The organism is Enterococcus sp. AZ163 (assembly GCF_050498925.1).
In the GTDB taxonomy this organism is placed as follows: Bacteria; Bacillota; Bacilli; order Lactobacillales; family Enterococcaceae; genus Enterococcus_A; species Enterococcus_A ferrettii.
Genome location: NZ_JBIPAO010000001.1, coordinates 1,795,738 through 1,817,409 on the forward strand (window position 1 = coordinate 1,795,738; position 21,672 = coordinate 1,817,409).

A 21,672-nucleotide genomic window follows, 5' to 3' on the forward strand; every position below is an offset into this window, starting at 1 on the left:
CAACTTATTGTTGGCTATTTCCGCCGCCGCTTCTTCTTACCCAACGCCTTATTTATCTGATTTTGTTTCTTCCGCTCTTCTCTAGTAGGTGGATTACCAGCTGCTTTTCTTTTCAGCTGATTGAGATAGGCGGCAACACTTTCAGGATCATTCAATTCTTCGGAGGAATCGGCTTCTGGCGGCACAGGTTTGTTTTGTGGCGCTTGCTTCTGGATTTTCTGACTGGTTCGATTTTCTCGCGGCTTCGCTGTACCCGTTTTGGCTGCCTGAGAAACTTTTTCTGAGGACTCTGATAGTTCTTGTATATTGTCAGCTAGCGCTTGCTCTTCTGGTTGAGCCACAGCCTGTCCGATAGTGTTTACTCGTGGTAGATCATTGACTTTTGCTTGATGTTCATCGATTTCTTCCTGAGTACGACGGGCGATGCTTGTACGAAAAAGGCTGTAATTCACTTCAACCAATGACACAAAGCGGCGAACGCCATCCTTTTGGAGAATGGTTAAGGTACTTAACAACGACAAATACTCCTCATGCTGTTGAGAGGTTAGATTTGGGTCAACATTGCTCGTGGTCCAACTGTGTTTTTTGCCATTTTCATCCATAAAGGTTGCAAGCAGACTAGCCTTGGTCTGCACTTCTCTTTCACCTGAATACAGCAAAGGAAACTTTTTAGTATATAAGCGAGCTTGCTCGGTAATTTTGGCACGTTCTTTAGGGGTTGGAAACAGGCGGGTCGTTACCTTCTGCCACTCATTATCAGTAAAATAAGGACGAAAATAAACACATAACTCCTTAACCTCTTGAAGATCAGAACCTTCTAGAAACAATTGGCAGATTAACTCTTTAGCTAAGAAAGAAAAATCTGTCGGCGACAATGAATTGCGAATTTGAACAAGAAGTGCGCACTGAATAAGGTAGGCGCTTTCATCATTTTCCGCAAAAAAGTCCCAGAACCGTTGTGCGAGCCCAGCGGGTTTCATCGTCATTAGTTGTCTATAGCCTAGTTTCATACTTACATCCCCAATCTTCTTTGTAATTCGTTTACAATTATAAAACAACTGATTTGTAATAATCAAGTAAAACTTTTATCTAATTTTATTTTTTTGAAAATACTTGTTGAATATAATTAAATCCATATCGTTTCAGTGATATTTATACCAAAAAACAGAAAAACGGGGGATGGTTGTAAATAACGGGATGATAGGAGATTTCAGGAGTCGATTATCTTTTTTCTTTGTTTTTTTATAAATTTTTTTGATAAAACTCGAAATGGAAGAATGTTTTTTTATTTGGTTCCTTTTAAGAAAAGAAGTAAATAGTCTCTGTTTGGATAAAAATGAACTGCAGAGAATTCTTAGGTAAAATCCTAGAAGTAAATACACCGGATTGTGGGGGATTTCTCTGGAATTTTAACAGGCAACCAACAGTTGCGTGCCTATTTGACGGGATTTGGTACACTAATAGTAGGAGGTGACCAGAATGCAAATCAATCAATTATTAAAAATGCGGCGTCTAGAAGCAAATTGGACTCAGCAAGAATTAGCCGATCAATTATATCTATCACGCCAAGCGGTTGCCAAGTGGGAAAATGGCGAAGCCGTTCCTAGTATCGATAATCTCATCTTATTGAGTGATCTTTACAATGTTTCATTAGATGAGCTGGTTCAGGGCAGTCCCTTTTTCAAAAAGCCCTATGTAGTAGGCAAAGGAATGTTTAAAGCAAGTCCAGGAAAGTTTTGGTTTATCTGGCTGATATTTTTCATGATGCTGCCGCTTTTAGGGATTTCACTGGGAATTTCCATTGTAATAATCGTCTTAATTGTACTGATCACCTTAGCAAATCTACCAGCATTGGTGGATGATTATTGGGTGATTCATCAGCAGAGGATCACGTTAGAGAACTTTTCCAGCAATCCGTTTAAATTGGTTCTGCAATTAATCAAAAAAAAGAGTAACCAAACAAGCTTAACCTATGAAATGATTGAATCGGTAGACATTGCTTACATCATACGGGAGCGCTACTCACCGATTGATCTAAATAAGGACCCTTTTTACTTATCAGTGTTAACAAAGGCACAGGAAAAATATTCATTGGATCTGCCAGCAAATGCACAGGATTTTTTACCGCAATTTCTCGCTTTCCTAGAAAGAAAGGGAGTATCTGTCAAAGATTCGGATCAAATTCTTCCACAACTGATTCAAGGGAATTCGATCTACGAATACATGCATAAGTAAGAGCAAAAAGAGGAATCGCAGTGAGCGATTCCTCTTTTTCTATGCGATTTGTTTTCGTTCAAAGCGCTGATAAATCCAGCTGGCTAGTCCACCAAATAGTAGTGGACCGACAATTAAAGTTAAGAAATTCAGATAATTCCCTACCTTCAATGGTTCATAGACCTGAAAAGCAATGGCTAAAAAGATACAGGCACAAACACTTAAGGAAAGAGTATAATTGATCTTCTTTCGCCGAATCAGCAGCTCGTCAGGCTGAACCATGCCCTTTCGCAGAAAGAAGGGAAAGCTCATAGCAACGATAAAGTAAGGCAGTGCCCGAGAGACATTCGTCATGTATGTTAGCTGATTAAACAAATCAGCCACAAAGAAATGGTTCATTGAAAGAACTGAAATACATACAGCCAACAGCAGCGACTGAACCCATAAAGCTTTCGCAGGCATCTGCTGCTTGTTTAAACGTGTCAATTTTTGCGGCCAAAGCTCCTTGGGTGTACCTTGAATCAAGCTTTTCAGCGGACCATAAATAATTGATGACAGCAGGCTGATATAAGAAACAAACATAGTAAAGGCTGTATACCGAATATAAAATTGATGCAACAGCTGACTTTGATTGCTGTTCAACTGCAAAGCCTCACCTAAAGAATGAGCTGTACTCCCAATCAAACCATACATCAGATTACCTAAATGCATTTGGTCGCCGCTCCTCAGCTGCTCCAAATTAGCTGCAGCGCTCCATAAGATAATTCCACCAAAATATAGTAAAAAGATCAGACCAGCACTGTAAACAATCGCTTTAGGAAAACGAGTTCGGCTTTTTTTCGTGCGATCAGCCAAGCTGGCAACGGTGTCCAAACCGCCAAATGCAGTGATTGAAAAGATAAAAAAAGGCAGCTGGGATAAAAAATGTTCATTGGTCCCCGCAAAAAAACTAGGAGCATGCAGGCTTTGCAAAATATTTGCCGCTACCTGATTTGGTTGCAGCAAAATCAACGTCAGATTGCTGCATAAGGACAACAAAAGCAAGCCAATCATGGCATAACTGCTAAGCTTCAGAAAGGATAAAATCGTCTGAAAGCCGCGATTAATTAAGCTTGTTAATAGAAAGACTGCTAAAACTGCAAAGAAGGCCAACCATATTTGCGGCGGCAATCCCAGCCAGTCGATTTTTCCAGTCAAGTCCTGACCAAAAAGTAAAAGAGACAACGGAATCAGCAGTTTCATAAATAAGCTGATCATCCAGATAAAATAGCTGCAGTACCATAAAAAGGCGGTAACAAAAGCCGCTTTGGGCGAGAGAGAATCCTTCAGCCAATCATAAATCGATCCAGAGCGCTGCGCGTATTTTTTTGTATATTGTGCAACAATTAAGGCATAAGGAATAAAATAGCAGGCAGCGCTAATAAAAAACCAGATTAGTGAACGGCTTCCTAACATAAAGAAGGCTGTTGCCATACTAGAGAAGGAATAAACCGTTGTTGTAATAATCAAAATCAAGTTCGGCAGGGAAACATTCTTCTGCATTTTTTCACGCACCTTTCTTAAACTTCTGGTATGATGATACTGAATCATTGCCTCTATAATAGTGAAATGAATAACAAACTACAAGTGGTTAAAGAAAATATAGGGAATTGGAGTAGTTATGATGGAGTCACTCAAAGAATGGGTAACAGCTTATCGTGAAAAGTGGGGATGTGACTTCCTTGGGATCGCCATGAATGCAGCAGCGGAAGATGCTCCGAAGGAAATACGCTGGATGCAGGTTGCCGGAAATCGCAGTGAAGCCTACAAAAATATTCGTTTGCAGGTTGGTCGAGGAATTGCAGGGATGGTTTGGAAAACGGCCCGAACCCAGCTGGATGAACATATTTTTCAGCAGCCGGATAAGCTGGTGGAGTATCCAATCGCCCGAACAGAAAAGCTGCAGACGGCTTTAGCTGTACCCGTTATGCATCATAGCGAGGTAGAAGCTGTTTTAATGAGCGGGTATCGAACGGACCACTCATTTTCTTCTGTTGAAAGACAACAGCTGGAAACGGCTGCCGCAGAACTTAGCCAACGATTAAGGAAGTGAAAACCGATTGCTTCAGCTAAATGAAACACTATTTAACCATATCCAAGAAGCGATTTGGCTGGTGGATAAGAGCGACCAGCTGATCGCCAAAACACAAAAAGCTCAGGAAATTGAAACCAGCTACCAGTTTAAACTGCAATCTGTGTTGGAAATCAGTCGAGGACAGGGCTGTGCCTTGCATAGCACTAAAGATGAATGCTTAAACTGTCCGTTGGAAGGCAATGTTTCGCCGGCAGGCTTTCCTTTTGTCTTGTTGACTAAAAGCGGCAGGTCAGAGGAGTTTTGGGGCAGGGTGGACAGTACCGATGGACAACTAGTGCTGCAGGTTCAGAATCGGCCTGCTGATCAGAAGAAAGGCTCCTTGTTTGAATACTTAAACAATGTTCGTGAGCTAGAACGGAAGAAAATTGCCCAAAACCTGCACGATGGAATAGCTCAAAGCGTTTATAGCTTAATGTTGGAGACCCGAGGATTAAAATGGGCTGTTGACGAGGAAAAGCCGCAAAAAATGAAAGCCCTGGATCGACATTTTTCCGAGGTGTTGAATGAAATCAAGCATTTGGCTGGCGATCTTCGGCCGATGACAATTGATGAATTTGGCTTAATTCAAGCCCTGGAGCAGTTCATTGAACGCACGACTGAAATGACAGGTTTCGACATTGATCTAACAGTTAGTGGAAATAAGCAGCCGCTGACCGAGCCTGTTCGAATAGCTATCTACCGAATTATTCAAGAAGCGGTTTCCAACGCCATGAAGTATTCAGGGGAGAATATGATTTACTTAACGCTAGACTTTGCGAAAAATCAGCTAACTGTCCGAATCCAGGATGAGGGGGCAGGCTTCGATATGGCTCAGCAGGAGAGCGGTTTTGGACTAGTGAATATGCAGGAACGAGCATATTCGATCGGCAGCAATCTGGTCATTCATTCCCAACCCAATCAGGGAACAGTTATTCAGATGCAGGTACCGCTGAAGGAGGGGTAGAAAACGATGAGGATTTTAATCGCAGATGATCACGCCATGATCCGCAATGCACTGGCCTTTTTGATAAATGCGCAGCCGGATATGGAAGTAGTTGCCGATGCTGCTGACGGCCATGAAGTGTTTATGACCGTTGAAAGCAATGAAATAGATGTGGTTTTAATTGATATTAGTATGCCTCCGGGGGAAAATGGACTGCTGACTACAAAGCGTTTGAAGGAGTCCTTTCCCGATGTGAAGGTGATTGTTTTGACCATGCACGATGAGCGCTCCTATGTAAGGGAAGCATTAGAGGCTCAGGCGGACGGCTTTCTATTAAAAACGGCTAATGATGAAACGTTAATTGAAACGATTCGTGCAGTTTTTCAAGGGGAACGGTATTATGATGGTTATACGGAGCAAGCCCTGAGTGAAATTGCCTTAGAAAAGGAAGATCCGCTGTATGGCAGTCTATCCAAGCGGGAAAAAGAGATCCTGCCGCTGGTAGCTTTAGGTTATAACAACAAACAAATTGCCGAACGCTTATTTATTTCGGTGAAGACAGTCGAGGTCCACAAGGCCAATGTTCGCAAGAAGCTGCAACTGGAGAGCTATGCGAGCTTGCTTCAGTACAGCTTGAGACATCACTTAATTGATTTTTAGGAGGAGCAGCCATGAAGGGAATTGTATTTGTGTTGCATGGACGAAAAAATAAGCTTTCAACGGCTAATTTGGCTTTAATCGAAAAGATAGGCCCCCGCTTAACCTGTCCCTATGAAATTGGATTACTAGAGGGGGAGCAACAAACATTGGAGAATGCGATTCAATCTTTGCTGGCAAAACAGGTAGAAGAGATTATCTTTTTGCCGGTATTGCTGTTTCCAGCAACCCATGCGAAAGAAGATTTGCCGCAACGAGCAGCAAGGCAGCTAGAAGGAAAACGGACTTACCGCATTTTAGCTACCTTGGGAACTACTCAATCCGTCAATGATTACCTCATTCAGCAGGTAAAGCTATCTGCTCTGACTGGCGAGGTTCTCTTGATTGCTCATGGAACTCCTCATTATGAGGAGCCTTATTTGGAATTACAACAGCTGGCGGAAAAAGTTTCTCAGGCGACTGGCAAAGCGGTTTATCCAGCGCATTACCACGGGGAACACACGTACCAGGAAGTCCTTTTGCAACATTCAGAGCCTTTGATTATCCAGCGTTTATTTTTAACAGAAGGCTATTTAGCGAAGAAAATCAAAGATGAAATTCTGCAGGACCGAGGTTCGATTGATGATTTGCTGCCAACCTTGCAGGATCAGCCAGCTTTAGAAGCGGCAATTGTTGAACGATTAGAGGAAGTCGCATGTATCCAATCCTGATTAAGCTAAGTCGATTAGATATATTAGTGATTGGGGGCGGCAAAATTGCTACCCGCAAGATAAAAGGGCTGGTAGAAGAGGGCGGTCGCCCCGTTGTGGTTGCTGCCGAAGCAACAGATACGTTGGTAAATTTGGAAAAAGCTGGAAAAATTATTTTGCAGAGGCGCCCCTTTCAAGCAGGGGACACAAAAGGCTTTCAGCTGATTTTTATTTGTACCGACAATGAAGCAGTTAATCAACAGATTTTGCAGGAAACAACACCGCAGCAGCTAGTCAATGATACGACTAAGCAAAGTCGCAGCAACTTTTTCAACATGGCCCTTGTCAAAGAAGGTGACGTGGGGGTAGCCATTACCACTGGTGGTAAATCACCAGAGAAATCCAAAAAATTGAGAACAGCTGTACAAGCCTTCTTAAAGTCGTTAGCGAAAAGCTAGCGTCTTTTTTTTTGCAAAAAAACCAAATGAATTACAAAATCCGGCTGTTTTTGCAAATTTTTTCGATTTTTTTGATCAATAAATAGGGGATTCCCTAATACAAATAGTCCAGCTTTTCCTTTATTGTGAGGATATGAACAAACAATAAGCAGGTTGAGGTGGAAATGAATGAAAGAACGTTTAGTTGTTATCGGGAACGGGATGGCAGGTGTCCGAACCGTAGAGGAAATTTTGGATCGCGATCCCGAACGTTACGAAATTACGATTATCGGCAACGAAGAATATCCCAATTATAATCGTATTATGCTGTCAAATGTCTTGCAAAAGAAGATGACCGTTGATGAGATCATCACAAACCCTTTGGATTGGTATGAAGAAAATCATATTTTCCTGATTAACAACAATCCCGCAGTTGGTGTGGATACTGAAGCGAAAGCTGTTACAACTGAGTCTGGTGAAACTATTCCCTACGACAAATTGATTATAGCAACTGGCTCACATCCATTTATTCTGCCCATTCCTGGAGCGGATAAAGCAGGTGTCGTGGCATTTCGGACAATTGATGACACTGCTGAAATGCTGGCTGCGGCTGCAAAATACAAAAAAGCAGTTGTAATCGGTGGCGGCCTTTTAGGTTTGGAAGCAGCAAAGGGCTTGCAGGAGCAAGGCATGGATGTAACAGTTGTTCATTTAGCCAAATGGTTGATGGAAACGCAACTGGATGAAAAGGCTGGCAAGCTTTTGCAGGCTGAGCTGGAGGATCAAGGCTTGAAATTCTTGATGGAATACAGTACGCAAGAGATTTTAGGGGATCAGCGTGTAAGTGGAATGCGCTTTTCTAATGAGACTGAAATCGAAACCGATTTAATTGTCATGTCAATTGGGATTCGACCAGCAGTTGAGCTGGCTCGCGAAATCGGTCTAAAGGTTAATCGTGGGATTGTGGTTGATGATTACATGGCAACCAGTCTGCCGAATATTTACGGTGTGGGGGAATGTGTGGAGCACAACGGCACTTGCTATGGTTTAGTTGCCCCACTATTTGAACAAGGAAAAATTTTAGCAGATGTATTGACAGATCAGCCAGAGATTAAGGCATATCAAGGATCTAAAACCTTTACTTCGTTAAAGGTTTCCGGTGCAGATTTGTATTCAGCTGGGAATATCTTAAACACAGAAGGTATGGACAGCATCGAGGCCTTCGACAGTGCTTCCCGTAAATACAAAAAAATCTTCCTAAAAGACGGCAAGATTCAGGGGATTGTTCTATACGGCGATACAGATGATGGCAGTCGTTACTACAACATGATGAAAAAAGGGCAGACGATTGAAGAGTTGCAATCTATTGCCGTGCTGCAGGCAATTGGCGAAGGTGCTGGTATGGGTCAGGACATTCTTGAGTGGGAAGACGACGAAACTGTCTGTGGATGTAACGGGGTAGATAAAGGAACAATTTTACGCTCAATTCGTGAAAAAGGCTTATCTAGTGTTGCTGAAGTTGGGAAAGTAACTAAGGCTGGGACGTCTTGCGGAAAATGTAAGCCGCAGGTTCAAACCTTGCTGGAGTATGAATTAGGTGATGCTGTAACGACCGCTACTGGGATTTGTCCCTGTACCGATTTGAATCGGGATCAAGTCGTTACCCAAATCTATGCAAAGCACTTAACTAGTACACGTGAAGTGTTTGAAGCGTTGGAATGGCGCAATCCCGAGGGCTGTTCGAAATGCCGACCTGCGGTTAATTTCTACTTGAACGTTGCTTGGCCAGAAGAGCATGAAGACGAAAGAGATTCACGGGTTGCCAACGAACGGATGCATGCCAACATTCAAAAAGATGGCACTTTCTCAGTTGTACCAAGAATGCGCGGCGGACAGACCTCTCCTCAGCAGTTAATGAAGCTGGCTCAAGTTGCTGAACGCTACCAGGTACCCTTGGTAAAAGTAACGGGTTCTCAACGGATTGGTTTGTACGGTGTAAAAAAAGAGGATTTGCCAAAAATTTGGGAAGAGCTGGATATGGTTGCTGCTCAAGCCTACGGCAAAGTGTTCCGTTCGGTAAAGACCTGTGTTGGTCAAAGCTTCTGTCGCTTTGGTACTCAAAAAACAATGGAGCTGGGTGTTCGGATTGAAGAAAACTTCGAATACATTGATACACCCCATAAATTTAAAGTTGGCGTTTCAGGGTGTCCTCGAAGCTGTGTCGAATCAGCAGTGAAAGACTTCGGAATTATCGGGGTTGAGAATGGTTTCCAAATCATGATCGGCGGAAATGGCGGGACTGAATTGGTTGAAGCACAACACTTAGTGACGGCTGAGACGGAAGATGAAGTAGTCGATCTTTGCGGCGCAATGCTGCAATACTATCGAGAAACTGGTATTTACGGGGAACGTACAGCACCATGGGTAGAACGCATGGGCTTTGAAAACGTGAAGACGGTCTTGTTAGATGCTGAAAAACGTAAAGAGCTATGGGAAGGCTTAAACAAAGCCATTGCGGCCAAAGGACGCAAGGATGCCTGGGGACCAATCACCAAAGATGTTGATTTACGTGAGAAAATGTATACCATCGAAAAACCAGAACTAGTAGGAGCGGGTGAATAATATGCGCGTATTAGCCACTAAAAAATCAAAACTAATCCCTCGGGTTGGCCGCTCGGTCGTCCTGAAGGATCAAAAAATTGCTATTTTCCAAGTCACCGATGGGCGCATTTTTGCCATTGAAGACTACTGTCCATTGACTAAGGCACCTGTTTTAGAAGGGATCATTTCTGGTGAATACTTGTATGAGCCCATGCGAGAATACAAGATTTCGTTAGTGGATGGCGTCATTCAAGAGCCGGATGAAGGACAAGTGAGGGTTTATCCGGTTGAAGTGATTGACGATGATGTTTTTGTAGAGGTGTAGCGATGATCTCTTTTGTCGGAGCTGGACCTGGCGATATTGAATTGTTGACAGTTAAAGGGCAGCGGCTTTTGCAGGAAGCTGACGCGGTTATTTACGACCGTTTAGTCAATCCTTTGCTGCTGTTCCATTGTAAACAGACTTGTCAGTTCATTTATGTAGGAAAGACACCTTATCAAAACACCATGAAGCAAGAAGAAATTAACCGATGCTTAATTGAAAGTCATCAAAATTATCCACGAGTCGTCCGCTTGAAAGGCGGCGACTCAGTGATTTTTGGTCGTTTAACAGAAGAGCTGGAGGCCGTGGCTGCTGCCGAGATTAACTTTGAAGTGGTCCCAGGAATAACTTCTGCCAGCGGAGCTGCCGCTTATAGTGGGATTTCTCTGACTGAACGCGGCAAGGCACGCTCGGTAACCTTTATGACCGGTCATTTAAAGAATGACGATCAGCAGACCTTCCCAGTCTTTGGACAGGAGCAGACGATTTGTTTGTATATGGGAATGGGGGCATTGCCTGAATTTCTTGAACACTTGCAGAAGCAAGGCTTTCCAACCGACACTGATATTGCCGTAATTAGTTGGGGAACCTATGGCCGTCAGCAAAAAGTAGTGGGTGACTTTACCACGATTCAAACCAAAATAGCCCAAGCAGGAATGAAGAATCCAGCAATGGCGATCATTGGTGAATCGGTAAAGGCGGAAATAAAATTCAGCTGGTTTGACCAACTGCCGAGGTTTGGAGAACGACTGCTGCTGGTCGCCTCAAAAACACCAACCATAGAGGAGTTGATTTCCTTCACGAGTCAAGGTGCCGATATTTGGTGGCATCAGGTGGGCGAGCAGCGAGATCGGCGCTTTGACGAAATCAGCGAACGTTATTTGTCAGAGCAATCCTTTCGCCAAGTATTGTTCATTGATGAACAAGCAAAAGCTGTTTACGAAAATTGAACAAAAGAAGTGATACAAAAAAGCCAAGAAAATAGATGTTAAAAAATAATTAGTAGGAGTGTTTTGCATGTCATTATCACCAAAAGAGTTAGTGGATGAAGCGATTGCTCGCGGAAAAGCCAAGGCAAATTACAGCTTTCTAACAACGGCAGTATTAGGAATTATGGCGGGTGTATTTATTGGACTAGCCGGCGTAGCAATGATTCGCACGATGGGGTCGATGCCAAAAGAGTGGGGAACCTTCGTCAATTTAATGGGTGCATTAATTTTTCCCTTTGGACTTATTTGTCTATTGCTGGTTGGTGGTGAACTGGTCACTGGCAATATGTTGGCGGTTAGCATGGCATTGTATGCAAAGGAAATTACGATAAAGCAATGGGCGCGTAATATGTTTTTGGTTACGCTGTTTAATTTAGTAGGTGCAGTAGCAGTAGCGATTTTCTTCGGCTATTTTTCCAACACGCTGCAGGGGCCGTTTGTAGAACGCACGATAGCAGTTGCACAGGGACGAACAGCGGATGCACCACTGCAGGCCTTTTTATCAGGAATTGCCTGCAATATTTTAGTTTGTACGGGTGTTTACATGAATATGGCTGCTCGTGATTTTGTTGGAAAAATGTTTGGTACCTTGCTGCCAGTCGCCGGTTTTGTCATTGCTGGCTATCAACACGTGGTAGCGAATATGTTTTTAATTGCCGCAGGGATCTTAGCTGGCGGAGCAACCATCGGCGAATTTGCTCAAAACATGGTATTTGTATGGACCGGTAATCTAGTCGGTGGTGGAGTCATTTTGGCCGGCATGTACTTTTTAGCTTTCAAAGTAGGCATGAAGCCTGCTGGGAAAGAGTTGGAAAACAAAGACAGCTCATCTATAATCGTAGAAGAATAATGAAGATAGAGGGAAAATAATGAAGACCTTAAGAGTAGGCACGCGGAAAAGTCCATTAGCCATGCGCCAAACGCAGCTGGTAGTTGATCAATTGAAAAAAATCTGTCCTTTAGAAATTGAGATTGTCGGACTTTCTACTAAAGGAGATCGGATGCAGCATGCCCCTTTAACCCAGATTGGTGGAAAAGGTGTTTTTGTTAAGGAAGTTGAATATCAGCTGCAGCAAAAGACGATTGATTTTGCTGTACATAGCTTAAAGGACTTACCGGCGCGTCTGCCTGAGGATCTAGTTTTAGCAGCAACGCCTAAACGGGCTATGCCTTATGATTGCCTGATTTTGACAGAGCCAACGGGGCTAACTGCTAAGGACGAAATCATTATTGGTACCAGCAGCATTCGACGTAATAAGCAAATCAGCAGACTTTATCCCCATGCAAAAATAGTACCTATTCGCGGAAAAATTGAAACCAGACTGAAAAAAATGGTCACTGAGAACATGGATGGAACTGTTTTGGCCTGTGCTGGTTTGGAGCGTATGAATTATTTTGATCAGCTGCCGGCCTATCGGATTCTTTCTCCAGCTGAATGTGTGCCGGCAGTGGGACAAGGAACTTTAGGTGTTGAATGTCGCAAGGAGGATGTTGAGCTGCAGCAGCTGTTGGCTCAGGTCAGTGACCCTGACACGCATTTAGCTGCAGAGGCTGAACGCTATTTTTTGCGCCAGATGGATGGCAATTGCGAAATTCCGATTGGCGCTTTTGCGAATCGATTATCGAAGGACTGGGAATTTTATGGTTTTTTGGCAGAGGATTTAGAAGCTGAAGGTGCTAGGATTCGATTGACAGGAGGCGATCCGCTATCTTTAGCCAAGCAAGCAATCAAGGAGCTGGTCCCCAGCAAACAATACTGCTGACACGTGCAGAAGGTTTGAATGAAGCCGATCAGGCATTTTTTGAAGCAATTGGTTATCGGACAATGGTGCTGCCGTTAACTTCGATTCAGATCTTGCCGTTAACAGAGAAGGCCTTGACGCAGCTTCATTTGAGCAGCTGGCTATTTTTTACTAGTCAGGCAGCGGTTCCGCAGGTTTTATCCCAGGCATTGCCTGATGTCAATATAGCAGTGATTGGGAAGAAAACAGCAGAGGCTGTTCGGAGGATGGGGTTTGAACCAGCCTTTGTCAGCTCTAAGGAAACCAAGCGAGGGATGTTGCAGGAGTGGATGGCGTTGTATCCAAAGCAAACCACTATCTTTTATCCTAAAAGTCAGCTGGCAGATAATCTGCTGGAACAAATGCTTGAAGACACCTATCAGGTATACAGCTTTGTCGCCTATGAAAACCTGTTTTTACCAGACAACCAGTTAAAGCTGGATCATCTGTTAAAAGAAGCAGCAATCCAAAGCGTTTATCTTACCAGCCCTTCTGCATGGCAACGGTTTTATTCAGTTTATCAACGCTACTATTTGCCGATGGAACTGGTTGTGATTGGTGAAACTACCAAAAAGGCGCTTGAAAAAACTGGCTGTAAAGCACTATTGATAGAAGAATGTACATCAGTAAAATAAAACGGACAAATCTGGCCAGTCTAAAGGCTTCGATTTGTCCGTTTTGTTTTAGCTGACTGCGGGTGTTTCCTCATTCGTTGCTTGAATCTTTTGCAAAATCATACGAGAGAAGGGACCCACAAACAATAATTGCAACGGCAACGCTGCGATAACGTTCATTTTCCAAGCTGTTAAATAGTCGGAAAATAAATGATTAGTCAATCCAATTTCCATCATTACGCCAAATAAAGACATGAAGGTAACCATCCCAATTACCATTAGGGAGGAAATGGCAATAATGGCCTGCCATTTCTTTTCCCGATTGATCGGCAGCTTAAAGGCAAGCTTCTTGGCATAAACGCCTACTACGAAAACATCCAAAATGAAAGCAACCACAAATCCTGGGACTAAACCAGTGAGCAAAGCAGCTAGTGTAAAGCTTTGGTGAATCAGCAGGTTGTACGCACTCATTCCCAAAACCATTAAAAAGCACATCAGTGTAGTAAAAATAATTCCTTCTTTTTTGTTCGTTGGCAAATAAATCCACTCCTTTTTTTAAATCTAGTTTTTACCATAGCACATTTGAAAATTTCATGTAAGTTTTATTTTTGTTTTTCCTTTAATTGGCAATGATTAGACACTTATCATTTACAATCATATCTTTTTAGAAAATTTAAGGAATTTGATAAGATGGGTGGATAGATAATAATCGCTGTAATTAAGGAGGAAAAAAATGAAAAAGCCGAGTTTTAAAATAATTTATTTTTTTATGACAATTGTAATAATACTTTCAAATTTGATGCCATTAACCGTAATCGCTGAGACACTGTCATCTGATGATGTTGTCCGGTTGAATGAGTTTAAAGTAGATGCGCTCTCAGAAGGACAAGTAAATGGGGAATTAAAGCTAGAGGTGAAAAACGATCAATCGTCCGCAAATGAGACGATTTTGACTTTCGATGAAGGGGTGACCATCGATGAAGCAGTGATTGCACCGGATGATGGAAACGTTGTGGCTGAAATGGCCGACATGCCCTCTATTCTTTCGCAAATCCAGCCTGAAGCAACCACTTCTTCCAGCGATGGATTAACTGAATCCCCTCTTCAGCCAATGGAAGCAACAAATATTACAGGAAATCAACTTCGCCTTGTCACAAAGCCCAATGTACATAGCAGCCCGGTTCTTCGTATAAAGCTAACTGTCAATCCGACCGATAAAAAAGAATTTTCTGTAATGACTGGGCAACAGCGTGTAACAGCAGAAATTGCACAGTCTGCCGCTAGTGAGGAATCGACTAGTTCCAGCCAAGTGGAAACGTCAGAAACCAGCAGCAGTGAAGCAACGTCGACGGAAGAATCAACAACCAAAGAATCAACGACTAAAGAATCCACTGTAAAAGAATCAACGACTAGTACTAGTCAATCAACCAAGGAATCCGAAACAATAGCTACTACCGAATCAACGAGTGAAGCTCCTGCTAAACGTGCTGTGGCACCTTTACGCGAGGCTGCAAACATTAAGGATCTAATTGATCAATATTCTCCTGGTGATCGCTTTATTACCAATGTTGAAGCAGACATTCCTAATCCAGCAAAAATTTCAGATCCTAGCAGCCTGCACATTGACTTTGCTATTCCAGAAACCGTTCGTACACAACTGCAAATTGGTGATTATTACGAAGTACCGCTGCCACAAGGATTGAATGTTTCTTCATTAATTGCAGATCAAAACTTGGTGGACCCCAACGATCCAAGCATTATTTGGGGGAAATATACGATTGATCCTGCGAGTAAAACAATCCGGATTGTTTTAACTGACACCAGCGGCGGAACAACGGGTACCTTTGAACCATTTCAAACGGGTGAGATTGATTTTTCTACTCGCTTTGATCAGCAAGTGATTACAAAGCCAGGAAACAATCAAATTATTTATCCTAGCGAATATAATTTGCCGCCGTTAACATTGATGATTCAACCAACTACGAGTACTTCTGTTTCGAAAGCAGGTACTTTTGATAAACAAGTTAATCCAGAACAAATCATCTGGTCAGTCGATGTAAATAAGGATTTGTCTTCCTTGGCATCACCAACCTTGGCGGAAACATTTCCAGCAAACACAACCTATGAATCCGCACAGGTATTTCCGCTGGAAGTAAATTTCAATGGAGAAGTAACCTCAGTTAGCAATACAGCACTGAATCCGAATCAGTACGAAATAGATAGTAACGGGAACATTACGTTTTCAGGTACCATTGATCAAGCCTATCGGGTGATTTATACTACGCGGATTATTGATGCGGCTAAACCATCGGAAGGTGGAAACCCAACCTTCACAAACAATGCAACCTTCAATAACTTGCCAGCCAGTGCAACGGTAACTGCCAATTATGGCAAGCGAGTTGAAAAAGTTCAAGACAATTATTCAGCAGCTAATCAAGAATATACTTGGACAATTCGTTATAATTACGGGCAAAAAGAAATTGCCGCAGGAACGACTGTAACCGATACGTTTTCCAATAATATGGATATTCAAGCAGAGGATGTTCAGCCCTATTACGTATCAATCGCAGATAATGGCGCTATCTCTCGAGGGATGCCAGTCTCACCGGATGCGTATACAGTCGCTATCACACCAGGGACACCCAAAAATACAATGACCGTTACTTTCAATGATAGAGTTCAGCAAAATCAGGCAATTAATATTGAATACACATCGAAAGTGAACACAATTGTTTCTGGAGAAAAAGATCCAGTCATTACCAATAGTGCAGAAACCGGTGGGATTACGACTACACCGAATATAACACCGCCAACGCAGCAGGCTGTCATCAAGAATCAACCAACGGTAGAAGTCGGATCTAAAATTGCGAAATGGTCTGTGGACATTAACCGCAATGGCTATCAGCTAAATAATGCAGTGTTTACTGATAAACTAGATCAATCTGAAAAGGGGTATGTGTCGTATCCTTACTATCAACAAGGTGGACAGGATGTAACCGGGATTCGGATCTTTGATACCACAGACAACCAGGAATTGACAGGCCGCACATTGATAGATGGAGCACCTCAAGGCAATGTCAGCAATCCTGATTTTGAAATTAATATTGTTACCAGCAATGGCGCAGGTAATGAAGGGCAAGGCGATCCTTACAGTGAGTTTACCGTTCGCTTTTTGAATAATTATCAAACGACCAATCACACGTTCAGTATGGAGTATCAAACAAAATACAATCAATTTTCCGGAACAAATCCGCCATCTCCACAACGATTAGTGTACAACAACGGAATTGAGCTGGATTGGACAGACGAGAATAATACCAGTCACCATTCTGAGTCGAATAATGGTTTTGAAACCAGTACGCAGGAAGCCAACAAAGGAGAAAAATCCGGCAGCTACAATCCAGTGACAAAAGAAATTACCTGGACGATTGTTGCCAATTATAACAATGCGCAAGTTGAGAACTTCCTCTTCAATGATCCAATTACAGGGAATCAAGTTTATATCAAGGACTCATTGAATATTACTCGAGGAACAATTGATGATTCCAATGGACAATTTGTAGCAACCCAAACTCCTGAGTATCAAGGAGAACAAAAGGATCAAGGCTATATAGATTTCACAGAGCCAGAAAAATATTTTTCTGGTGGGACGATTACTGATCCTGCAGGTGCCGCTAATGAATTGAATATTTCTGTTGGGGATGCGCAGCAAGCAATCCCTGGCTGGAATACAGCAGGTGCACCTCGTGTGTATCAGATTCAGTTTAAAACGACCCTGAAAGGTCAAATTATTCAAGACCAAAGTACGTATACCAATATCGCCAATATATCCATTGAGGGCGTTACTGAGAATTTGCCAGCTTCCATTTCCATTCGCTACAATCAGGAGACAGTGAATAAATCAGTTAACTACGATGCCGATACCAATGAAATCAACTGGGGATTATGGATTAACCGAAATCAATCCTTGCTGGTTCAACCAACAATTACTGATACACCGTCTAGTAATCAAATCATTGATCCTGATTCGGTAGAAATTCACTTGGGTGAAGTAGCAGCTGATGGAACAGTGAATGAAACAAACCAAACGTTAGTTAAGGGAACAGACTATACCGTTGATATCACAACGGATAACACGACAGGGCAGCAGCAAATGGTGGTGGCCTTCTCTGAGAATTATTTGGAGGCTGGTCAAAGTCAAAAAGGTTTCATCGAGAAGCCATATCATTTGACCTACAGTACCAAACCTAATTTCACTACTGCCTCTGAGCAAGTAAGCAACTCAGTGAATGTTTCTACGAAAGAAGGGGTGATTCCACGTCCCGGGACTGAAACATCCACGCAAGTTCAAATTTCTGACACTAGCGGAACAGCGATTGGGCAAAAGGGCAGCGTAACAATTCGTAAGACAAATGGCCAAGGGGCTGTCTTAGCGGGAGCGAAGCTTACCCTAACACGAGTATTCGATAATCCAACTATTGCGGAACAACCATTGTATGAGCTGACGACTGATCAAACCGGCCGGGCTACTTTTGGAAACTTGGTTTATACCAATACCAATCCAACCAACGGCTTCCACTATATTTTGAAGGAAGTTGAAGCACCCGACGGTTATACGATTAGTGATGAACTGATAAATGGAATCGAGCTGGTTGTAAATCAAGATTCCTCTGCGTCGAATGCAGTAGAGACAATTGAGAACCAACCAGTGTCTGTTACCTTTAATAAAGTTGATGCAGCAAATCAGGCTCTTTCTGGCGGATTGTTTAGCTTAGAGAAACAAAATGCTGATGGGAATTACGAAATCTATGGGGAGCCTTTTGCAGCTGACAGCGCTGGGACAACCTTGACGAACCTGATTGATGGAACTTATCGTCTGTTTGAGATCCTCCCACCAACAGATACTGCTGGGAATCTGCAATACCTGTTCAATCGCACACGACTGACCTTTGAAGTTAGTCCTGCAGCCAATGGCCAACGGCAGGTACTGGTTAACGGAAATGCGACGGATACCTTGACGCTTAGAAATTATCGCGGAAGTGCTGAACTTTACAAGCAGAATGAGGCAAGCGTACCTGTCCAAGGCGCCAATTTCTCGGTTCAATGGGCACCGTTTAATTCCAATGATTTTACGGATTATCAACCTGGAACCATTTATACGACCAATGCACAAGGAAAATTAGAATTGACTGACTTGATTCCGGGAAAATATCGTGTGAAAGAAACAGCCGCACCAAACGGCTACTTTGTGAATAACCGCTTGTTTAATTTTGCGATTAACCAAGATGGAACGAATGGGGCGCCAGCGGCAGTTCAACTGAATACAGCAAGCAATCCATTAGTTGACTATCTCGGCAATGCTCGTTTTAGAAAAGTGGATGGCAGTGTGTTTGCAGAACCCGGAGAAGAAAAACCGCTGGCAGGAGCTGTATTCCAGCTGTACGAAGCTGATGGAACAACAGAAGTCGGCAGTCCGGTTACCTCTGGACAAGATGGCTACTTTATTTTTGAAAACCTGCAGGCGGGTCAAGAATACCGGATTCGTGAAGTGACTCCGCCAACGGGCTTTATCCGTAATCAAACTGAAATTCGCTTTACTATGCCAACATCAGACAGCAGCTCGCCAACCTTTATCACGAACCAAGGTGAAAAACTGGTTTACGATGAAACGACTGCTTTTAAAAATTACAAGGAACATGTTCGTTTTAGAAAACTAGCACAAGATCGCATCAGTGAAGATGTTACGAAACCATTGGCTGGAGCAAAATATTCCTTAGAAGTTCAAAACAATGGTCAATGGGAAGCAGTCGCTAACCCAGAACAATTGGGAGCAGATCCTGAGGGGCATTTTGTCTCAGCAGAAGATGGGTACGTTCGAGCAATGGAATTAAGCCCTGGCAGCTATCGCTTTGTCGAAGCAGAAGCACCGACTGGCTATATTCGAAATACAAAAGCCATTGCTTTCAGTGTTCCAGCGGGTGGAATTGGTGATCCAGGTATTTTGGATATTGATATCACAGGCGATGAGAACACTAACTTTAAGGGTGCTGCACAATTAGTTAAGATCAATGAAGCGAATGCCCCCGTAGCTGGAGCAGACTTCGAAATCTATACTGAAGCAGATCAAAAAGTCGCAGATGCCACAAGCAATGCTGACGGTGAAGTTTATGTAGAAGCGTTAGCACCAGGAAACTATTACTTTAAAGAAGTTCGTACGAATAATAATGACTATCTTGTAAATGAAACGCAGATTCCATTTACGATTGCAGCCGAATCCTCCGGTCAACCAGCAATTGTAGAGGACAATGAGCAAGGACCGCTTTCACTAACCAACTACTTAGGATCAGCAGAATTAGTGAAATATGCAGCAGATGGAACAACGGTATTGCCGAATGCTGAATTTGAAATTTTAGATGAAGCTGGTGAGTCTGTCCAACCGAATACGACATTTGCGACCGATGCAGCAGGAACGGTACGAATTGATAAGCTAGCACCAGGAAACTATCAGTTTGTAGAAGTGAATGCACCGGATGGTTACATTCTCAATACAACACACGTCCCATTCACTATTTCAGATGCAGCTCTGGGGCAGCCTGAAGTAGTAAAAACAAATGATGCAGGTGATCTTGAACTGTTGAATTACAAAGGCTCTGCTCGAATGATCAAGCAAAATGAAGCCGGGAATCCGTTAGTGGGTGCAAAATTCAGCCTAGAGCAGCAAACTGCTGATGGCTGGAGCCCTGTTGAAGCTTATGAGGGTGAAGCTAATTGGATGGAATCAGTAGAAGATGGGTCAGTAACGGCCGAAAACCTAAGTCCGGGAACGTATCGTTTTGTGGAAGAACAAGCGCCGGCGAATTATTTGTTGAACACGGAAGATTTACCGGCCTTTGAAATTGTGGCGAAAAATGCCGGTGAACCAGAGACAGTCACGACCTTCCTTGATGAAAGTGGACAGTCCCAAACACTGACAGCTGCCAACTATCAAGGAACTGCTCAAATTCAAAAATATGCTGAAGAGAATGGTAGCGAAATCGTCGTTCCGGGGGCAATTTTTGAAGTGATTGATGCAGAGGGGAATTCAGTTGCTTCTGGGATCGAAAGCCAAAGCGACGGAATTGCCACAGCTGAAAATCTAGCTCCGGGAACGTACCGTTTCAAGGAAGTTCAAGCGGCTCCAGGGTATGTCTTGAACGAAACACCTTCTGATCCCTTTACAATTGCAGATAATGCTCAAGGCAAGCCAGCAATTGTTCAGGTAGGCAAGTTCATTAACTTCAAAGGAACGATTCAATTGAAAAAGGTGAATGCAGATGACAAAGCATTGGCCAATGCTTCCTTTGATCTTTGGAAAGTTGCTAATGGAAAAGAAACAAAGGTAACTGAGAGAGTTTCTGATACTGAAGGCCTGATCAAGATCACGGCTTTAGAACCCGGCGATTATGAGCTGCGGGAAACGAAGGCACCAGCCGGCTATATTGTCAACACTGAACCAATTGATTTTACGATTGCTTCTAAAGCAGCAGAGCAAAAGGTTCAGGATTTAGGTAAATTCACTAACTATAAGCAGGAAATACGCTTAGTGAAACAAAATCAAGCGGGTCGTCCACTTAAGGATGCCGAATTCCAGCTGCAAAGTCGTCAAGGCAATCAAGTGCCCGATAGCGGCAAGCTGGTTTCCAACAGTCAAGGGGAAGTAGAATTGAAGGATCTGGCTCCTGGCGACTATCAATTGGTTGAGACCAAAGCACCAACTGGTTATATTCGTGAGACGAAACCGTTGGAATTCACAATTAAGGCGCAACAGGCTGGTCAACCTAAGGTGTTAGATCTAGGCAAATGGACGAACTACCAAGGCCAAGTTCGCTTGACGAAGGTGAATGACGATGGGGAAAAATTAAAAGGTGCGGTATTCCAGCTGCTAGATGAAAAGCAGGAAATTTCGGAATTGGCCTTAGATACCAATGCTCAAGGGGAAATTAGCCTAGAGTCACTGGCACCAGGTACCTACTATTTCAAAGAATTAATCGCACCAAATGGTTATCAAAAGAGCGATCAGCTGCACAAGTTTGTGATTCCTGCAAAAGCAGAGGGCAAACCTAAAACAGTAGAAACGACGGTAACCAATGAAAAAGTTCCGGCACCAAAAACACCAGCTTCACCAAACGGCACAAATGGAACAACAGGAAGTCACTATCCGCAAACGAATGATCAAAATTCACCAATCTTATGGTTGGTGGGCATTCTAATCGTAGTGAGTGCCGGAGTTGGATTCTGGTTGAAGCGTAAGAATATGCACTAAATGATGAACA

The 21,672-nt window shown here is 43.0% G+C and carries 16 protein-coding genes; 13 read left to right on the plus strand and 3 right to left on the minus strand.

Going from position 1 to position 21,672, the window contains the following annotated elements; all coding sequences use genetic code 11:
* Positions 1–14 precede the first annotated feature (14 nt).
* Positions 15–1,010, minus strand: a complete 996-nt coding sequence (locus tag IGI46_RS08505) for a hypothetical protein (protein WP_429973236.1) — start codon at positions 1,008–1,010, stop codon at positions 15–17.
* Positions 1,011–1,479: 469 nt separating this feature from the next.
* On the opposite strand from IGI46_RS08505, the gene IGI46_RS08510 reads away from it, so the two are divergent.
* Complete coding sequence (locus tag IGI46_RS08510; RefSeq protein ID WP_429973237.1) at positions 1,480–2,235, plus strand: helix-turn-helix domain-containing protein; 756 nt, start codon at positions 1,480–1,482, stop codon at positions 2,233–2,235.
* Positions 2,236–2,274: 39 nt separating this feature from the next.
* Here IGI46_RS08510 and IGI46_RS08515 read toward each other — a convergent pair whose 3' ends face one another.
* Positions 2,275–3,756: an amino acid permease gene (locus IGI46_RS08515; RefSeq protein WP_429962904.1), complete on the minus strand. Its 1,482-nt coding sequence runs from the start codon at positions 3,754–3,756 to the stop codon at positions 2,275–2,277.
* Between the two features lie 121 nt (positions 3,757–3,877).
* On the opposite strand from IGI46_RS08515, the gene IGI46_RS08520 reads away from it, so the two are divergent.
* The 11 genes from IGI46_RS08520 (at position 3,878) to IGI46_RS08570 (ending at position 13,381) form a co-directional block, all read left to right on the plus strand.
* On the plus strand, positions 3,878–4,306 hold the full coding sequence (locus IGI46_RS08520) for a GAF domain-containing protein (protein WP_429962905.1): 429 nt from the start codon (positions 3,878–3,880) through the stop codon (positions 4,304–4,306).
* 7 nt (positions 4,307–4,313) lie between these two features.
* The gene (locus IGI46_RS08525) at positions 4,314–5,291 is read left to right on the plus strand and encodes a sensor histidine kinase (RefSeq protein ID WP_429962906.1); all 978 of its coding nucleotides are present in this window, start codon (positions 4,314–4,316) and stop codon (positions 5,289–5,291) included.
* A 6-nt stretch (positions 5,292–5,297) separates the two neighbouring features.
* A complete protein-coding gene (locus tag IGI46_RS08530) occupies positions 5,298–5,930 on the plus strand; it encodes a response regulator transcription factor (RefSeq protein WP_207701505.1) in 633 nt (210 codons plus the stop codon).
* Between the two features lie 11 nt (positions 5,931–5,941).
* A complete protein-coding gene (locus IGI46_RS08535; RefSeq protein ID WP_207701506.1) occupies positions 5,942–6,637 on the plus strand; it encodes a sirohydrochlorin chelatase in 696 nt (231 codons plus the stop codon).
* Positions 6,622–7,074 carry a precorrin-2 dehydrogenase/sirohydrochlorin ferrochelatase family protein gene (locus IGI46_RS08540; RefSeq protein WP_207701507.1) on the plus strand — a complete coding sequence of 151 codons (453 nt, stop codon included), beginning with the start codon at positions 6,622–6,624 and terminating at the stop codon, positions 7,072–7,074. Before IGI46_RS08535 ends, IGI46_RS08540 begins: the two co-directional genes overlap by 16 nt.
* 168 nt (positions 7,075–7,242) lie before the next feature.
* Positions 7,243–9,675: a nitrite reductase large subunit NirB gene (nirB, locus tag IGI46_RS08545; RefSeq protein WP_429962907.1), complete on the plus strand. Its 2,433-nt coding sequence runs from the start codon at positions 7,243–7,245 to the stop codon at positions 9,673–9,675.
* A 1-nt stretch (position 9,676) separates the two neighbouring features.
* Positions 9,677–9,979 carry a nitrite reductase (NAD(P)H) small subunit gene (locus IGI46_RS08550; RefSeq protein WP_207701509.1) on the plus strand — a complete coding sequence of 101 codons (303 nt, stop codon included), beginning with the start codon at positions 9,677–9,679 and terminating at the stop codon, positions 9,977–9,979.
* A 2-nt stretch (positions 9,980–9,981) separates the two neighbouring features.
* Positions 9,982–10,926: a uroporphyrinogen-III C-methyltransferase gene (gene cobA, locus IGI46_RS08555; protein WP_429962908.1), complete on the plus strand. Its 945-nt coding sequence runs from the start codon at positions 9,982–9,984 to the stop codon at positions 10,924–10,926.
* A gap of 67 nt (positions 10,927–10,993) precedes the next feature.
* Positions 10,994–11,815 (plus strand): formate/nitrite transporter family protein, encoded by an 822-nt coding sequence (locus IGI46_RS08560; RefSeq protein ID WP_207701511.1) that lies wholly within the window; start codon positions 10,994–10,996, stop codon positions 11,813–11,815.
* A 19-nt stretch (positions 11,816–11,834) separates the two neighbouring features.
* The gene (gene hemC / locus IGI46_RS08565) at positions 11,835–12,728 is read left to right on the plus strand and encodes a hydroxymethylbilane synthase (protein WP_429973238.1); all 894 of its coding nucleotides are present in this window, start codon (positions 11,835–11,837) and stop codon (positions 12,726–12,728) included.
* Between the two features lie 14 nt (positions 12,729–12,742).
* Entirely contained in the window at positions 12,743–13,381 is a 639-nt protein-coding gene (locus IGI46_RS08570; RefSeq protein WP_429962910.1) for a uroporphyrinogen-III synthase, read from the plus strand.
* Between the two features lie 48 nt (positions 13,382–13,429).
* Here the strand turns inward: IGI46_RS08570 and IGI46_RS08575 are convergent, their stop codons facing one another.
* Positions 13,430–13,897, minus strand: coding sequence for a DUF2798 domain-containing protein (locus tag IGI46_RS08575; protein ID WP_429973239.1), 468 nt, complete (start codon positions 13,895–13,897; stop codon positions 13,430–13,432).
* 196 nt (positions 13,898–14,093) lie between these two features.
* Here IGI46_RS08575 and IGI46_RS08580 point away from each other — a divergent pair, with 196 nt between their 5' ends.
* Positions 14,094–21,662, plus strand: a complete 7,569-nt coding sequence (locus IGI46_RS08580; protein ID WP_429973240.1) for a SpaA isopeptide-forming pilin-related protein — start codon at positions 14,094–14,096, stop codon at positions 21,660–21,662.
* Positions 21,663–21,672: the final 10 nt, after the last annotated feature.

Bases quoted from the DNA above. Each gene is read 5' to 3' on its own strand.
- IGI46_RS08505 (WP_429973236.1), bottom strand. From the start codon at position 1,010: ATGAAACTAGGCTATAGACAACTAATGACGATGAAACCCGCTGGGCTC.
- IGI46_RS08510 (WP_429973237.1), top strand. From the start codon at position 1,480: ATGCAAATCAATCAATTATTAAAAATGCGGCGTCTAGAAGCAAATTGG.
- IGI46_RS08515 (WP_429962904.1), bottom strand. From the start codon at position 3,756: ATGCAGAAGAATGTTTCCCTGCCGAACTTGATTTTGATTATTACAACA.
- IGI46_RS08520 (WP_429962905.1), top strand. From the start codon at position 3,878: ATGGAGTCACTCAAAGAATGGGTAACAGCTTATCGTGAAAAGTGGGGA.
- IGI46_RS08530 (WP_207701505.1), top strand. From the start codon at position 5,298: ATGAGGATTTTAATCGCAGATGATCACGCCATGATCCGCAATGCACTG.
- IGI46_RS08535 (WP_207701506.1), top strand. From the start codon at position 5,942: ATGAAGGGAATTGTATTTGTGTTGCATGGACGAAAAAATAAGCTTTCA.
- IGI46_RS08540 (WP_207701507.1), top strand. From the start codon at position 6,622: ATGTATCCAATCCTGATTAAGCTAAGTCGATTAGATATATTAGTGATT.
- nirB (WP_429962907.1), top strand. From the start codon at position 7,243: ATGAAAGAACGTTTAGTTGTTATCGGGAACGGGATGGCAGGTGTCCGA.
- IGI46_RS08550 (WP_207701509.1), top strand. From the start codon at position 9,677: ATGCGCGTATTAGCCACTAAAAAATCAAAACTAATCCCTCGGGTTGGC.
- cobA (WP_429962908.1), top strand. From the start codon at position 9,982: ATGATCTCTTTTGTCGGAGCTGGACCTGGCGATATTGAATTGTTGACA.
- IGI46_RS08560 (WP_207701511.1), top strand. From the start codon at position 10,994: ATGTCATTATCACCAAAAGAGTTAGTGGATGAAGCGATTGCTCGCGGA.
- hemC (WP_429973238.1), top strand. From the start codon at position 11,835: ATGAAGACCTTAAGAGTAGGCACGCGGAAAAGTCCATTAGCCATGCGC.
- IGI46_RS08580 (WP_429973240.1), top strand. From the start codon at position 14,094: ATGAAAAAGCCGAGTTTTAAAATAATTTATTTTTTTATGACAATTGTA.